A 15,447-nucleotide genomic window follows, 5' to 3' on the forward strand; every position below is an offset into this window, starting at 1 on the left:
AATTAGAGCCAGCGTAATCGGACTGCCTATTACCGCCCAGCACCAAACAGCCAGGGCGCAGTTTTACGGCGGCTATCTTCGTAAGACCGGATCAGCTCAGCATCTTCCAGCGTCACGCCAATATCATCCAGGCCGTTCAGCAGGCAATGACGACGGAAATCATCCACCTCAAAGGTAAAGGTTTCGCCGGATGGGGTAGTTACAGTCCTGGCTTCCAGGTCGACTGCCAACTGATAGCCTTCACTCTGCTCCACTTCCCGGAATAAACGATCGACAATTTCCTCTGGAAGAATAATGGGTAACAACCCGTTCTTAAAGCAGTTATTATAGAAAATATCGGCAAAACTCGGAGCAATAATCACCCGGAACCCGAAATCCTCCAGAGCCCAGGGTGCGTGCTCCCGGCTTGAACCACAGCCAAAGTTACGTCGCGCCAACAATACACTGGCGTTCTTGTAGCGGTCCTGATTCAGGACAAAATCCGGATTAATCGGACGGGTGGAACAATCCTGATCCGGTTTGCCTTCATCCATATACCGCAACTCATCAAACAGGTTCGGGCCGAAGCCCGTGCGCTTGATGGACTTCAGAAACTGCTTGGGAATGATCATGTCCGTATCCACGTTGGAACGGTCCATGGGGGCGACAACGCCCTGGTGTTGCTTCAATGCGCGCATGGTTCTCTCCTGTGGATCAGTTCATCAGCTCACGGACATCAACGAAATGACCGGTCACTGCGGCAGCAGCAGCCATGGCCGGGCTCACCAGATGGGTACGCCCGCCAAAGCCCTGACGGCCCTCGAAGTTCCGGTTCGACGTGGAAGCACAATGCTCCCCCTGCCCCAGCTTGTCGGCGTTCATGGCCAGACACATCGAACAGCCCGGGTCGCGCCATTCAAGACCGGCTTCGATAAAGATCTTGTCCAGACCTTCCTGCTCCGCCTGGGCTTTCACCAGACCGGAACCGGGTACCACCATGGCCTGCTTCAGAATCGGCGACACCTTCCGCCCTTTCACCACGGCCGCGGCCTCGCGCAGATCCTCAATGCGGCTGTTGGTACAGGAGCCAATGAACACACGATCCAGCTTGATATCGGTAATCGCCATATTGGGCTGCAAACCCATGTACTTGAGAGCGCGAACAATGCCTTCACGCTTGATCGGATCGGCTTCCTGTTCCGGATCGGGCACCTTGCCATCAATTCCGGCCACCATTTCAGGCGACGTACCCCAGCTCACCTGCGGCTGGATTTCCGAGCCTTCGAGCTCAACAACCTTGTCGAAGACTGCATCGCTATCGCTATGCAAGGTGCGCCAGTATTCAACTGCAGCATCCCACTGCTCGCCCTTGGGCCCAAACGGACGATTGCGAACGTATTCGATGGTGGTGTCATCAACCGCTACCATACCAACCCGCGCACCGGCTTCGATGGACATGTTGCAGATGGTCATCCGCCCTTCCATGCTCAGGCCCTGGATGGCTTCGCCCCCAAACTCAATGGCGTGCCCGGTACCACCGGCAGTCCCGATCTTGCCAATGATGGCCAGCACAACATCCTTGCCGGTAACGCCCGGCCCCAGCTTGCCATTGACCTTCACCAGCATGTTTTTCATTTTCTGCTGCACCAGGCACTGGGTAGCCAGCACATGCTCAACTTCACTGGTGCCAATACCATGAGCCAGGCAACCGAAAGCACCGTGGGTCGATGTATGGGAATCCCCACAAACAATACTCATGCCCGGCAACGTTGCGCCCTGCTCGGGCCCGATAACGTGCACGATGCCCTGGCGTTGATCCTTGATCTTGAATTCAAGAATTCCGAACTCGTCGCAGTTCTTGTCCAGTGTTTCCACCTGGATCCGGGAAACCGGATCAACAATACCTTCGACACCACGATCACGATCCGTGGTAGGCACGTTGTGGTCCGGCGTCGCAATGTTGGCATCAATCCGCCACGGCTTCCGCCCCGCCAGACGCAGGCCTTCAAATGCCTGGGGTGATGTCACTTCGTGCAGTAACTGACGATCGATATAAATCAACGCGGAGCCGTCGTCGCGCTGTTTGACGAGATGATCGTCCCACAATTTGTCGTATAAGGTTTTGCCCGCCATGGTTCTCTCTCACTCTCTGGGGGTTTTTGGTTCTGACGTTTGATGCCGACATCTTACCGCTTTGGAGTGGATAACCTCAATTCATGTTTTTTATCTTTGGCATCCGTTTTGGTTATACTTTGATGAAGGTCGCATGTAGCAGGCTGACTACCAAAACACGCCCGTGAATACATCCCTGTAGGGCTCGGTCGCGCCATCCCTGGCGCTCCACGGTTTTGGGAGTCAGCCTCCTACATGCTCCCCAGACTCTGCGATTTTCAACAGACTTCGGGGAGCGAGTTGGAACAGCGTTTTCAAAACCGTAGAGGGCCAGGGATGGCCCGATTCGAGCCCACATGGACGTGCTTGTTGGCGTGTTTTGAAAACGCTGTTCCAACTCGGGACCTTCGCCCAAATTGAAAATCAGGAACGAAAGCATGGATTCAAACGCATTAAAAGCTTTTCTGACCATTGTCGATCAGGGCTCCTTCTCAGAAGCCGCGGAAATCCTGCACCTGACACAGCCGGCCATATCGAAACGTTTGGCTGCCCTGGAAAACCAGCTTGGCACCAGCCTGATCGATCGTAGCCACCGCCAGATTCGTCTGACCGATGCCGGCAGTCGTTTGCTTCCCCATGCACGTCGGATCCTCGATGAAATTCACAACGCCCGGGTGGCGTTGTCGCCGGACTCTGGACAAGTCCAGGGCGAGCTGCAAATCATCGCCAGCCATCACATCGGTCTGCATCATTTGCCAAATTGGCTACGACGGTTCAAACGGGAATACCCTCAGGTGTCCATCAACCTGCAGTTCATGGAATCCGATGCCGCCTACGAGCAGATGCGTAAACGTAATGCGGAGCTGGCATTCGTGACGCTGAGTGACAGCATGGAACCGAGCTTTCATGTGTTTGCCCAATGGCCGGACCAGATGGTGTTTGTGGTGGGCGCCGAGCACCCCCTGGCGTCACTCGAAAATCCGAGGCTTACAGACCTAGCAGACCACCCGGCACTATTGCCCGACACCAGCACCGCAACCTATCGGGTTGTGAGCCGGTTGTTTCTGGAGGCGAATCTGCACCTGAACCCGCAAATGCCAACCAACTACCTGGAAACCATCAAGATGATGACCAGTGTGGGCCTGGGCTGGAGTGTGCTGCCCCTGCGCATGATTGACGACAGCCTTAGGGTACTGGATGTGGGCAAGCCAGTTTCTCGTGTCCTCGGGGGGATCGGGTTATCCGGGCGGCAGCTCAGCAACGCGGCCAAAGCGTTACTCACCATCGTGCAGGAAGAGGAAAGCGCCTGAGGTTTAACCCTCGCCATGGGCTGGCGGCGGCCGAAGGCCTCGCCAGGTGATCACGATTGCGACGGCCATGGCGGCCGCACCACCCCAGAAAGCCGCCGAGGTACTGAACCCATCCACCAGGAACCCCGACAACCAGGCCCCAAGCGCACCGCCAGCACCGAAGGTGAGGCCGCTGTAGAGGGCCTGCCCCTGCCCGTGATGGTGCTTGCCAAAAAAGCCCTGGATGTACTGGACAGAGATTGCATGCAGCGCACCGTAAGATGCTGCATGCAGCAGCTGGGCGAACAGCAGGACGAGGACAACATCCGTCAGCTCCGCGATCAGTACCCATCGAATCATGGTGAGCGTAAGCGCGCCGATCGCAATCTGGCGAACCGTGAAATTGCGCGTTAACCGGTGCATCACCAGAAACAGTGCGATCTCCGCAAAAACACCCAGCGACCACAGCAAACCAATCGACAGCTTGCCGTACCCGTGCTGCTCCAGATGGATACTGAAGAACGTGTAGTAAGCTCCGTGCGAAACCTGCAGCAGGAAATTCATCAGAAAAAACGTCACCACTGCCGGGTGCGTGACGATGGCCTTTAAACTGCCTTTCGGAGCCGGCGCCTTTCGCTCACCCCGCTCCGCAGGCACCAGAAATGCGGATACGGCAATGCCCGCAAACACCGGAAGCAACAACCACGGGAGATTCTGAATCGGCACCAGTTCCAGCAAACCGCCGACCAGCGCAACCGCTCCGATGAACCCCACCGAACCCCAGAGCCGAACCCGCCCGTATTTCTCTTTCTGCTCGCCCAGGGTTCGAAGCGTGATCACCTCATACAGCGGCAAGATCGCATTCCAGAAAAACGTGAACGCCAGCATGACCAGCAGCAGGCCATAGAACCCCGGCTCCATGAACACACCGGCAAAAAACAGCGAACCGGTAATGGCACCGAACCGCACCAAACGCACACGCTGGCCGGTTCTGTCCCCTAGCCAGCCCCAGACGCTGGGAGCAACGATTTTGGTGAGCTGAATGGTCGCCATGAGCGTGGCGATCTGGAGGTAGGAAAAGCCCTGGCCCTCAAGGTAGAGGGACCAATACGGCAAGAGCCCGCCAAGGAGGGCGAAGAACCAGAAATAGAGGTTAGAGAGGCGCCAGTAGATAGAAATACCCCGCAAGTCCGGCTGTTTTGGCGGGACTCACTGCCCAAAAATGTGGAGCGCCAAGGATGGCGCGACCAAGCCCTACAGGGAAGTATTCACGGGCTTTTTTTGGGCAGTGAGTGCCGCCGAAGCAGCTTCACCAAGCCTGACAAACAAAATCAGAGCTGCCCAATCACCGGCGTAGAAACAGAAACATCCGCATTCTGCCCACGATGCCGCAGGTAATGGTCCATCAACACAATGGCCATCATCGCCTCCGCAATCGGCGTCGCCCGGATACCGACACATGGATCGTGCCGCCCGGTGGTAATAACTTCACAGGGATCGCCGTTCACATCAATACTGCGACCCGACAAGCGCAAACTCGACGTGGGCTTCAATGCGATACTGGCCACGATCGGTTGCCCTGAGGAAATACCTCCAAGCACACCACCGGCATTATTCGAAAGGAACCCTTCCGGCGTCATCTCGTCACGATGCTCGGTGCCCTTCTGGTCGACGCAGTCAAAACCGGCGCCAATCTCGACGCCCTTCACCGCATTGATGCTCATCAGTGCATGAGCCAGATCCGCATCCAAGCGGTCAAAGATCGGCTCGCCGAGACCCGGTGGCACGCCTTCGGCAACCACGTTGATCCGGGCACCGATGGAATCACCCTCCTTGCGCAGGGCATCCATATAAGCTTCCATTTCGGGAACCTTGTCCGCATCCGGGCAGAAGAACGGGTTCTGGTGAACCTGATCCCAATCCAGTTTCTCGGCCTTGATGGGCCCCAGTTGCGACAGATAGCCGCGAATCCTGATACCCAGGCGCTGTTCTAGGAACTTTCTCGCAACAGCACCCGCAGCAACCCGCATGGCGGTCTCACGGGCAGACGAACGACCACCGCCGCGATAGTCGCGAACACCATACTTGTGCATGTAGGTGTAATCAGCGTGAGCCGGCCGAAACTGTTCGGAGATCTTTGAGTAATCCTTGGACCGCTGATCGGTGTTTTCAATCAGCAGGCCAATCGGCGTTCCGGTGGTCTTACCCTCGAAAACGCCTGAGAGGATTCTCACCTCGTCGGCTTCACGACGCTGGGTTGTGTGCCGGGATGTGCCTGGCTTTCGGCGATCCAGGTCCCGCTGCATGTCCGCTTCCGAAAGCTCAAGTCCCGGAGGGCAGCCATCAATGATGCACCCCAGCGCAGGCCCGTGGCTCTCGCCGAATGAGGTAACCGTAAACAGTTTTCCGAAAGAGTTTCCCGACATAATTCAGTATCTTGTTCAGCTTTTATGAGAATTCAGTTTAACTGGAAGCCTGCCACTGACGCAGGTCCGGCTCGGTGATCAGAAAGACGCCATCGCCCCCATTCTCGAACTCCAGCCAGGTTAGTGGCAGATCCGGATACGCCTCATCCATTGCAACCCAGCTGTTACCGACTTCCACGACCAGTAGTCCACCAGGAGTAAGATGTTCGGCCGCTTTGGCAATGATTCTGTGAGCGATGTCGAGCCCGTCTTTACCGGCGGCAAGGCCCAGCTCAGGTTCGTGGCGGTACTCATCCGGCATGCTGGAGAGATCGTCTGCATCCACATAGGGCGGGTTGCTAACGATGACGTCGTAGCGACCTTCAATATTGTCAAAGACATCGGATTGTACGGTACGGACCCGCTCGCGGACTCCGTGCAGGTCGATATTGGATTCAGCCACTTCAAGTGCATCCGGAGAAATGTCCGACAGATCGACTTCCGCCTCGCCGAAAACAGATGCCGCACCAATGCCAATGCACCCGCTCCCGGTGCAAAGATCAAGGATGCGTTCCACCGGCTTGTCTCCGAGCCACGGCTGAAAGCCATTCTCGATCAGTTCACCAATGGGGGAACGCGGCACCAACACCCGTTCGTCAACATGAAAGGGCATGCCCATAAACCAGGCTTCACCGAGCAGATACGCCAGAGGTACGCGCTCTTCCACGCGCCGGGCGATTCTTTCCAGTACCAGCTCCCGCTCTTCCCGCGTTAGACGGGCATCCAGGAACAGAGTGTTGTTTTCAAGGGGAAGGTGCAGGCTACGCATAACCAGCTGAACGGCTTCATCCCAGACATTGTCCGTGCCATGCCCGAAAAACAGCGGCGAAGCAGCAAACCGAGAGGAGGCGTAGCGGAGGTAATCCCGAACGCTGTGAAGGTCGTCAATAGGGCTGGTCACTAACGTACATCCTGTGCAAGAGCGTGTTAGCGCGGGATTATACGCTGTTTACCCGCTCGACTGCAGCCCGCCCCCGCCAACAAATTGTTCAGATAGCCAGAGGCCCGGAGCTGTTCCGGCTTTCTTCAAAGCGATCCAGCGCAGCAGCCATCCGCTCACGGCCCAGCTGAATCAATTCCGGGGCCTTGTGATAATCGTAGCTCCGACAGGCATTCTTCGGGATATTCACCAGCAAATCCGGCGGGTAGCCCGCGATCTTGTACTGCACAAGCGCACTCTGCATGGTCTCGATGGTGAGGTTCATCACATCGAATTTGCCGATCCCGAGCTTGTCCCAGTCGATGGTTTCGTGCTCCTCCTGGCTCTTCTTGTCAGCCGGCTTCTTATCCGTCTGCTTTTGATGCTCTTTCTTGTGCACTGCCCGGCTGATCTTTTCTTCCGGGCTGTCACCGTTGTCCGGCTTCCGGGCAGTCAGGGATTTCAGGGCATCCCAATCAAACCAGCGCGAGGCCTTCTCACGGATGGTATCCACCCACTCGTCCATATCCGTGTTTTCAGCCTCGCCCGGAGTAAACGCAGCGTCCGGAATCCGTCGGCGGCGGTCATCCTCGCCACTGAGATTGACCGCAACGATGATGTCAGCGTGGGAGGAAATGGTCGGGATGATCGGCAAAGGATTGAGCAAGGCACCGTCCACGAGGACTCTGCCATTGAGAACGAGAGGTGTGACAACACTTGGAATCGCCACCGAAGCGCGGATAGCCTGATCCAGAGGCCCTTCCTGAAACCAGATTTCCTTGTGGGCGAGCAGATCTGTCGCCACGGCCGTAAAGGCAATGGGCAGGTTTTCGATCCTGGTATCCCCCAGCATTTCCCTTACAACCGAAAAAATCTTCTCGCCACGAATAGCGCCCACGGAATTGAACGTTACATCCAGGAGCTTGAGGACATCGAACTGGCCCAGACCGGTAACCCAGTCCTTGTAGTCCTGCATCTTGCCCGCTCCGAACATACCGCCGATGAGGGCCCCCATGGAACAGCCGGAGATAGCAACGATGTCGTAGCCACGCTCCACCAGAACTTCGATGGCGCCGATGTGGGCATACCCTCTGGCCCCACCACTTCCCAGCGTCAGAGCCACGGTCTTGCGCGGTTTGTTCCGGTCTTTGCCTTTTTCCGGATTTGCCGGAGCACGGGTAGCGGAGACATCCGAGCTGCTCAGGACCTTCGAGACGTTGTCCTGCGGATCTTTCTCTGAGGGCTTGTCCTTTGGATCCTGATCGTCATCCTTTGATGTGCCCATAATCATTACCTCGAGATCACCACCACTTCTACCCGGTCGCCCTGCCTGTCTGGATCACTGAAGACACCTGCCGGCCCCACAACGATTATCTCCTGTTGAGCCCGGGAGACACCCGTTTTGGACAGGACCTCCGACAACGATTCGGTAGCCAGGCGGGCACGCTCCATCGCATCACTGAAGGACTCATCAGTCTCCAATACAGAATAGCCCACCAGTGCAACCACCGTACCCTCTTCACGGGCCAGATCATTCACCCGCCTACGATCCGTTGCCTGCCAATCGAACCGGTAGGTTACACCGCCTTGCCAGGGAACAATAATCGGCCCTTCGACGCGGTTGGCCATGGTGCCAAAGCCGGGAATGGTCGCGCCGGATTCAACCCGCAGGTGCTCCACCCAAACATACTCCCGAAGGTTGCCGCGAGTCACCGTGTAAATGAGGGTCAGCCAACGGGCGCCGTCCTCGGCAACGGTGCCCGCCACCAGATAATCCTGGGTTGCATCACGGCCATAGAGAACGGCCTGATTAAAGATCTGGTTCGCCCATACGTTGCTTCTTCCACAACGGATACTGGAGCACTCGAACAGAATCTGGGCGTTTCTCTGGCGCAACAGACCCAGGTAGTGGTCCCGCGCTTCCTCGCGACTTGAGTCTCGGGCAATCCGGTACAGGCGCCCTTCCCCAGTCACGGGCAAGCGGGCCAGGGTTTCGGAGCGAATCTCGTTATTGACTTCCCGCACGGGGCTGAACAATACCAGGTGTCCCGACGACTGAATCGAGACCGTATCTTCAAGCGTCGACTGTTGATAGGCCTCGGGCATATCCTCCGGAGCAGACTGCACACCGGAAGACAGTGCCAATAATCCGAGGATCGGTACCAAGAAACGTGTGAACAGTAATTTCAGCAAGCGATTACTCATTTTCCAGGAATTGTCTGATGGCTATTGCAGCCGGCCCGGTCTCGCCATCCAGATGGCAATGGTGACCTCCCGGCACGTTTACGATCTGGAGGTTGGCGATAGCGTCAGCGCGTTTATCCAGATCCTTTCTGTACGAAAGAAGTCCTGCATCGGCTCTGACAAAAAGCACATGGGTTTCGATAGCAGACAGCGAAGCCAGCACCTGCTCTTCGGTCATCATCAATGGAGACGGGTGCCGTAACCTGGGATCGGTCTGCCAGACGTAGCCCTCTCCCTCGGGTTTCATATTGCGCGGAATGAGTGTCAGCGCGGCCTCGGGGCTGAGCGGGCTCAGCCCGCCCTCCCGTGCTTTGGCGGCCGTGGCGATATCCGGATAGACAACCTGGCGGCCAGAGCCGGCAATGCGTTTTTTCACAGCTTTCCGGAGCTGGGGAATGGTTTCCTTAACCGGACGGCTCAGTGCGCCCAGGCTGTCGATCATGACAAGGTTTCGAATTCGCTCCGGAAAGGCGGCCGCGTAGAGCGCTCCGACAATCCCCCCAAGCGAGTGCCCGACCAGGTTGATCCTGCCATCCGGTGTTTCCTGGAAATAGCGTTCAACCAGCTCGGCAAGATCCGCCACATAGTCCATCAAGAGGTAACTCTGCCCCTCTGGCCGGTGCCCGGAATGGCCATGCCCGGCGAAGTCCAGCGCGTAGACGGGCCCGAGTCGCGCCAGCTCCGGTGCGAGCTTCACAAAGGTAAGGCTGTTATCGAGCCAACCATGCAGCATTATGATCGGTGTATTATCTTGGGCATCAGTAGCGGCAGGCCAGCTAAGGCCGGCCAGGGTGATGTGCCTGAGTTTCCACTCAGACTCCCTGAAGGCCTGAGAGGTTTTCCCAGTGAGTTCTCTCCCTGCCTGGCCTTCCGAAGCTTCCGTGAGCATCGCCATATCATTCATGCAGGCTTCACCCTTACATCGTGTGGGTTGGTCGATCCGAACTCAGCGAGCCTGCCAGGTAGGATTCAATCTTGGTACGGGCGGTTTCGTCATCCCCGTTGAACTGGACGCCGATCCCCGCCGCCCGATTACCCTGGGCACCCTTGGGTGTTATCCATATTACTTTGCCGGCGACCGGTATCTTTTCCGGCTCATCCATCAGATTGAGAAGCAGGAAAACCTCGTCGCCCAGTTGGTACTGTTTCTGGGTGGGGATGAACAGACCACCCTGACGGATATAAGGCATGTACGCAGCGTAAAGTACCGCTTTGTCTTTAATCGTCAGGGTAAGAATGCCACTGCGCGCGCCAAATCCTGGCCCCATAACTGACACCTTTCTAATAGATCGTTTTGAATAATTTTCGGGATCTGAAAATCCCTTTCATTCCGGAATCATAGCAGCTGTTGGCACCAAAGGCGCAATCCGGCGGAGGCCGGGCAACTAAGCTGCCGGCCGTTTGACCGGCATCAGCTTTTGCCAGGCAATCAGAAGCCGGCTCGCTTCCAGCTCCGGGCTGGCGTTATAAACACTTGCCGCCCTAGAGTCCTTTACCATATCAAGCAGTTCATGGGCCCGCCAGGCGGAAGTGGTCCTGGCAAGGAAGCCGAGCATATCGGCCGCATCGGTGTCCCGCGCATTGCCGCCAACAATCAGGCGGGCCAGATCCGCTGCCCAGGTTTCGAACAACCACAGGGTGTCCTCCAGGCCCATCGCCTTGAACGCCTTGGCGGCTTCACCCACCGGAATCCGGGATTTCATGAATTCCTTGAACCGTTCCAGCGCCGTATCCCGCAGACCAATGAAATCGCCGGTGGCATAGTCGAGAGCCAGCCTCGGCGCATTCCCCGCCAGCATCAGGGCTTTGGCCAGAACCTCCGAAGACGGTTGCGCATCCTCGGGCAGTTCCCGAACACGGCTCGCGAGCCACTGGTTCGCTTCGCTGTTAGCGGGCACCGGCACAGTCAATGTCTGGCATCGGGACCGAATGGTGGGCAGGACCGGACGCCCGCTTTCCTGCAACAGGATCAGGGTCACGTCCGGCAGCGGCTCTTCCAGCGTTTTGAGTAACGCATTCGCCGCATTGATATTCAATTGATCCGCACGATCAATGATCGCCACTTTGTGGTGTGCCAGCTGGGGAGACGCCACCGCAAACGACGACAGCGCCCTCACCTGGTCTACCTTCACCATGCGGGATTTTTCCGGCGTATAAACCCGGATATCGGGGTGGCTGGCAGCGGCCAGGAGCTCGCACTGCTTACAATGGCCACAGGCGATTGGCTGGCCAGAATCCCGGTTCAGACGGTTATCACACAGCAACAATCCGCCGACCGCCCCGGCCCAGGCACGCTTACCCACACCACGCTCCCCCGCAAGGATAAGGGCGTGCGGGAGCCTGTCTTCTGCTACCCGGCTCTGGACGGTTTGCCAGGCGCGGCTGAGCCAGGGCATGTCTTGGGCAATATCAGTCACGAGGTCTTCCTGTCCGGGTCCTTGATCTGCGCAATTGGCGCTTCCGTAGTTGACGCTTCATAGTGGCGAGCAGGCGGCGCATTCGCTTCAGCTGTTCACCGCCCTCGTCGTCTTTATCAGCGCTATAGTAATGGCTGTTGACCAGGCGGGCAAAAAGCCTCGCCGAATCCGCAGCCGCCGGTTCCGCTTTCGCCAGTCGTGACGCGAGCACCGATGGCGTTTCACCATGGCGCACAGGCACCCCGGCACTGGCACACAGCCGATGCCAGGTATCCACCACTCTCCGAAACGCGTCACGTCGTTCTCCGCGCCGCATCTGGAAAGCGGAAATCAGCCCGGCGATCAGCAAGCCGGCGCCAACGATACCGGCTGTCATATACCCCAGCTCGCGCATGCCGAAACCACCTGGCAGCCTGGACATCAGATCCATCTGGCTCTGCCCCTGGTAACCCACTACCCAGCGCTGCCACTGGTAGTTGATACGATCAAGCTGAAGGCTTGCCCACTGCACCAGGGCGACATCGGCGTAACGCTGAGGCGAGGCCCAGTTATCCTCCAGAAAGGATCCCTCTTCGGCAACGGCGTCCCGAAGACCGGACTCGATCCTGTCCGGCGCAATGGCCGCCGTAGGATCGATCCTTACCCACCCTCGCCCATCGACATAGGCTTCTACCCACGCATGGGCATCATACTGGCGCACAATCAGGTAATCGCCCCCCGCTCCGGTTTCGCCACCCTGGTAGCCGACCACAACCCGCGAGGGAATACCGGCAGCCCGTAAAACGAAGGTGGTTGCACCCGCGTAGTGGGCGCAGAAACCGCGTTTTGCATCAAACAACAGGGAATCAATGCCATCATCGGGCATGGCCGGTGGCCGCAGGGTGTAGAAGTATTCCTGCTCACGGAATCGTTGCAACAGAGCACGAATCACCTGCTCGTCGCCCATACTTCGACGAAGCTCCCGGGCCAACTCCCGGGCTCTCGGATTGCCTTCCCGGGGCAACTGAAGGTAACGCCGCAACTCGGCGGGGCTTTGTGTCTCAGCCGTCGAAGCCTCTCCCTCCAGGGCCAGCCGGTAACGGACCGGGCTGTCGGCAGGACGTCGAAATCTGAAAAGATCGGCACTGTCTTCAAATACGTTGTCCGAGACCGCCCTGGAGTTCTCAAGTGCGAACGCCCAGCGCTGATCGGTTGGCTCCAGAAGAACGTCATACTGGTTCGATTCCAGCTCTCCTATGCCCCCATCAATCGCAACCCGACCAAGAGGGCGAAAACCCTCGCGCTGGCCCTGGCGCCAGGTCTCCCCATCCAGATAATCGAGAATCAGACCCCGCCAGTACCGGTCGCGGTAGGCAGGCATCTCGCCTCCGAACGTTACCCGGAAGGCTCGCTCACTGCTCTGGGCAAGATTGGAAATATCGCCGGGTCGCATGGTGTCGCTGATGCCCGTACGAGCCTCACCCGATACCAGCGGCACGCTCCACAAAGGCGACATCCGCGGGAAAAACACAAACAACAGAACCACAATCGGCAGTGTCTTCAGAAACATCCCACCCAGCCTGCGCCAGCCAGAGGTCATTCCCCCGGGTAATTCCGGCGCATTCAGCACCTGTAACCCCACCAGCAATAGCGCTATGCCGGCGAAATTCACCAGGGCCCAGAGAATCTCCTGATGGAACAGAAAATTGACCGTTGCCAGATAGACAAGGATAAAAAACAGAACATAGAAGTCCCTGACTGACCGGGTCTCCAGCCATTTGAGACCCACCGCGAGAACAAAAAACGAGGCGGCAGTGTCCACCGTAAACCGCCCCTGAACCGTTGCGACATAAACACCAATCAGCACCAGCATGATCCCGGTGCGTAACAAGCGGCCGGGAAGCCTTACCCGCCCGTACTGCGCCAGCCATCGCCACGCGGCCAACACGGCACAGGCGGCGATCAGCCACAGGGGCAGACGGTCCCACTGGGGCGACAGTAACAGGGCAAAACTGGCAATCAGCCAGAGCAAAGCCCGGGAAGGCAGATTAGTCGTTGTCCCTTCATCCGACTCATTGCCTCTAAGGCGGTCCATCAAACTCAAGCCTGCCCCTCCGTAACCCACTGGGAGGTTGTCTCTCTTTGTTTCTTTCGCGTTCCATGGGGCTCAGCCATCGCATCCCGCGGCCGCTCCTCACCCCAGGTTGCCAATACCCGGAGGCACCGGGCCGCATGGGCCGGTCCGGAATCAGGCTCGATGATCTGCCCCGGAAGATTCAATCCAAACCGCACACCACTGCGGCCTCGTTCGTTTACCAGATACGCCAGGTAACTCAGCCGCAATTCATAATCCGCGCCCGGATAGGCATTAAAATCCAGCCAGTAGGGACTACCCTGCTCACCCTCCCAGTCGGCAACCACCATCTGCCCGGTTCGGGCAAACCGCTTCCAAAGCACCCGCTGGCTCAGATCACCTTCCCGCCAGGGCCGGATATCGGCATGATCGTTCCCTTCAACGGACCGTACCTCTGCAGACTCCTCGCCATCCTCGACAGTGCTGAAAGCTTCTGGCGCAGGAACCGGCCGCGGGAACACAACCCCGGCTGACACCGGCCGAAGCCAGGACCAGGCCTTCAGAAGACCAAACGGAAAACGGGTTTCGATACGAACCCGGTCGGGCCGCAAATAACCCCGATGAGCGGAATGAACCGGCAAAGTGACATCCTCAGACTGCCCTGACTGGACGTGCACCGGCGCAAGACCGGATTCCTCGCAAGAGAGCAGCATGGCGATGGCATCATCCCGGCCAGCCTTCAAACGAAAGCGAAAAGGGATATCATCGCCAGCAAAACCCTCTCCCGGCTGAACCAGGGTGAGTTCAACGCCCGACAGGTTCCGATGGGTCTGGTGCATGGCCCCGACAAACGCAGCGCCCAGCAGGAAGGTGGTGAGGTAAATGAGGCTGTTCTGATAATTGATGCCGGTTAACAGCATGATGACCAGCAAAAGCCCAAACACGACCCCTGCGCCGGTGGGCAGAATGAAGATGTTTTTCTGACTGAAGGTCTGTAGATCGGACCGCGGAATCCGTCGGTTAATCCAGCGACGAAATCGGTTTCTGAACGGATTTTTCATAGTGTCACTGAGGCCCTGCAACGCCAAAAAAAGTTCATGGTATTCGACCATGATTTTGCTGTGATTAGTAACAGTACCGAAAAATCAAAGATTCTGATCACAATCCCGGATCTTCCAGCTTGAATTCCTGTCCTACAAACCGAATACTCGACTCAGGGAGCGTATTTTTTAAACAACAAGGGTCCAGATTATGAAACGCCGACACCTGCTCACCAGCGCCATCAGCAGTCTGGTTGTTGCTTTACCTGCCTATGCTGGCGTTCAGACCATGACCTCGGACGAAATGGTAGAGACCTACGTAAAGGATTCCGCCGTTATTGTTGTGCCCAAAGAGCGCAAAAAATCCGACGCCGACCGGCAACGTATCCTGCGCTCCCTCACCATATCCCCCGGTGAACCGGTGCTGACCGAAGCTGAAGAAGAAGCCTACCGTGACGCCCTGCAACGATACGTTGATGAGGGTAAGACCGATGCCCTGGAAAACGCTGAAGAGGAATTTCTACGGCGCGCCCTGCTCCTGCCCCAGGAAGAAATCGCCCGGGCACAGCCGCCGGCTGAGTTTACGCCAACGATTCCACCAATAATCTTCGGACAGCAGGCACAGATCCCGGAAGAGCCGTTTACGCAGACGTTTCTTAACGATCAACTGGGGATCGGGTTTGATGGGCAAAATCTGAATTTCAGTATTGGTAACCCGCCGGGGATTGACCAGATCCAGGTTCCACAGGCGATTAATGAAGGGCCGGTTACTCTGACGCCAAGGCCTGGTGGCGGGTTTGATCTTTCTATTGCGGTACCGGATCAGTAAGGCAGAATTCGTTGATTCGATTTGAAAACGGCAGCCAGGATTGGCTGCCGTTTTTTTATTGGCTCCAGTTTTCTTCTGGCCAATAAAAACGCCCCGCGGA

The 15,447-nt window shown here is 57.3% G+C and carries 14 protein-coding genes; 2 read left to right on the forward strand and 12 right to left on the reverse strand.

Annotation, left to right across the window (positions count from 1 at the left end; genetic code table 11):
* Window positions 1-29 precede the first annotated feature (29 nt).
* Window positions 30-677, reverse strand: coding sequence for a 3-isopropylmalate dehydratase small subunit (gene leuD, locus ACP86_RS21560; protein WP_008171758.1), 648 nt, complete (start codon window positions 675-677; stop codon window positions 30-32).
* Window positions 678-693: 16 nt separating this feature from the next.
* Entirely contained in the window at window positions 694-2,112 is a 1,419-nt protein-coding gene (leuC, locus tag ACP86_RS21565) for a 3-isopropylmalate dehydratase large subunit (RefSeq protein ID WP_053115373.1), read from the reverse strand.
* A 416-nt stretch (window positions 2,113-2,528) separates the two neighbouring features.
* On the opposite strand from leuC, the gene ACP86_RS21570 reads away from it, so the two are divergent.
* Window positions 2,529-3,401: a LysR family transcriptional regulator gene (locus ACP86_RS21570; protein ID WP_008171762.1), complete on the forward strand. Its 873-nt coding sequence runs from the start codon at window positions 2,529-2,531 to the stop codon at window positions 3,399-3,401.
* A 3-nt stretch (window positions 3,402-3,404) separates the two neighbouring features.
* Here the strand turns inward: ACP86_RS21570 and ACP86_RS21575 are convergent, their stop codons facing one another.
* From ACP86_RS21575 to ACP86_RS21620, 10 genes are all read right to left on the reverse strand, one after another.
* A complete protein-coding gene (locus tag ACP86_RS21575) occupies window positions 3,405-4,568 on the reverse strand; it encodes an MFS transporter (protein WP_008171764.1) in 1,164 nt (387 codons plus the stop codon).
* Window positions 4,569-4,711: 143 nt separating this feature from the next.
* A complete protein-coding gene (gene aroC, locus ACP86_RS21580; RefSeq protein ID WP_008171766.1) occupies window positions 4,712-5,806 on the reverse strand; it encodes a chorismate synthase in 1,095 nt (364 codons plus the stop codon).
* A 37-nt stretch (window positions 5,807-5,843) separates the two neighbouring features.
* Window positions 5,844-6,746, reverse strand: coding sequence for a 50S ribosomal protein L3 N(5)-glutamine methyltransferase (gene prmB / locus ACP86_RS21585; RefSeq protein WP_053115374.1), 903 nt, complete (start codon window positions 6,744-6,746; stop codon window positions 5,844-5,846).
* A gap of 88 nt (window positions 6,747-6,834) precedes the next feature.
* Complete coding sequence (locus tag ACP86_RS21590; protein WP_053115589.1) at window positions 6,835-8,049, reverse strand: patatin-like phospholipase family protein; 1,215 nt, start codon at window positions 8,047-8,049, stop codon at window positions 6,835-6,837.
* Between the two features lie 5 nt (window positions 8,050-8,054).
* A complete protein-coding gene (locus tag ACP86_RS21595; protein ID WP_014577198.1) occupies window positions 8,055-8,969 on the reverse strand; it encodes a DUF4892 domain-containing protein in 915 nt (304 codons plus the stop codon).
* Window positions 8,962-9,897 carry an alpha/beta fold hydrolase gene (locus ACP86_RS21600; RefSeq protein WP_094182551.1) on the reverse strand — a complete coding sequence of 312 codons (936 nt, stop codon included), beginning with the start codon at window positions 9,895-9,897 and terminating at the stop codon, window positions 8,962-8,964. The genes ACP86_RS21595 and ACP86_RS21600 overlap by 8 nt, the downstream gene beginning before the upstream one ends.
* Before the next feature lie 28 nt (window positions 9,898-9,925).
* Window positions 9,926-10,276, reverse strand: coding sequence for a PilZ domain-containing protein (locus ACP86_RS21605; RefSeq protein ID WP_008171779.1), 351 nt, complete (start codon window positions 10,274-10,276; stop codon window positions 9,926-9,928).
* A 117-nt stretch (window positions 10,277-10,393) separates the two neighbouring features.
* Entirely contained in the window at window positions 10,394-11,425 is a 1,032-nt protein-coding gene (locus tag ACP86_RS21610) for a DNA polymerase (protein WP_053115376.1), read from the reverse strand.
* Window positions 11,418-13,499: a DUF3488 and DUF4129 domain-containing transglutaminase family protein gene (locus ACP86_RS21615; RefSeq protein ID WP_053115590.1), complete on the reverse strand. Its 2,082-nt coding sequence runs from the start codon at window positions 13,497-13,499 to the stop codon at window positions 11,418-11,420. The genes ACP86_RS21610 and ACP86_RS21615 overlap by 8 nt, the downstream gene beginning before the upstream one ends.
* A gap of 5 nt (window positions 13,500-13,504) precedes the next feature.
* Window positions 13,505-14,539, reverse strand: a complete 1,035-nt coding sequence (locus tag ACP86_RS21620) for a DUF58 domain-containing protein (RefSeq protein WP_053115591.1) — start codon at window positions 14,537-14,539, stop codon at window positions 13,505-13,507.
* 190 nt (window positions 14,540-14,729) lie between these two features.
* Here ACP86_RS21620 and ACP86_RS21625 point away from each other — a divergent pair, with 190 nt between their 5' ends.
* Window positions 14,730-15,347, forward strand: coding sequence for a hypothetical protein (locus ACP86_RS21625; RefSeq protein ID WP_053115377.1), 618 nt, complete (start codon window positions 14,730-14,732; stop codon window positions 15,345-15,347).
* Window positions 15,348-15,447: the final 100 nt, after the last annotated feature.

It is taken from the genome of Marinobacter sp. CP1 (genome assembly GCF_001266795.1).
GTDB lineage: Bacteria > Pseudomonadota > Gammaproteobacteria > Pseudomonadales > Oleiphilaceae > Marinobacter > Marinobacter flavimaris.

What these genes read in the sequence shown, in the direction of transcription:
- leuD (WP_008171758.1), bottom strand. Translation starts at nt 677, where the DNA reads ATGCGCGCATTGAAGCAACACCAGGGCGTTGTCGCCCCCATGGACCGT.
- ACP86_RS21595 (WP_014577198.1), bottom strand. Translation starts at nt 8,969, where the DNA reads ATGAGTAATCGCTTGCTGAAATTACTGTTCACACGTTTCTTGGTACCG.
- ACP86_RS21620 (WP_053115591.1), bottom strand. Translation starts at nt 14,539, where the DNA reads ATGAAAAATCCGTTCAGAAACCGATTTCGTCGCTGGATTAACCGACGG.
- ACP86_RS21600 (WP_094182551.1), bottom strand. Translation starts at nt 9,897, where the DNA reads ATGCTCACGGAAGCTTCGGAAGGCCAGGCAGGGAGAGAACTCACTGGG.
- ACP86_RS21570 (WP_008171762.1), top strand. Translation starts at nt 2,529, where the DNA reads ATGGATTCAAACGCATTAAAAGCTTTTCTGACCATTGTCGATCAGGGC.
- aroC (WP_008171766.1), bottom strand. Translation starts at nt 5,806, where the DNA reads ATGTCGGGAAACTCTTTCGGAAAACTGTTTACGGTTACCTCATTCGGC.
- ACP86_RS21615 (WP_053115590.1), bottom strand. Translation starts at nt 13,499, where the DNA reads ATGGACCGCCTTAGAGGCAATGAGTCGGATGAAGGGACAACGACTAAT.
- leuC (WP_053115373.1), bottom strand. Translation starts at nt 2,112, where the DNA reads ATGGCGGGCAAAACCTTATACGACAAATTGTGGGACGATCATCTCGTC.
- ACP86_RS21605 (WP_008171779.1), bottom strand. Translation starts at nt 10,276, where the DNA reads ATGGGGCCAGGATTTGGCGCGCGCAGTGGCATTCTTACCCTGACGATT.
- ACP86_RS21625 (WP_053115377.1), top strand. Translation starts at nt 14,730, where the DNA reads ATGAAACGCCGACACCTGCTCACCAGCGCCATCAGCAGTCTGGTTGTT.
- ACP86_RS21590 (WP_053115589.1), bottom strand. Translation starts at nt 8,049, where the DNA reads ATGGGCACATCAAAGGATGACGATCAGGATCCAAAGGACAAGCCCTCA.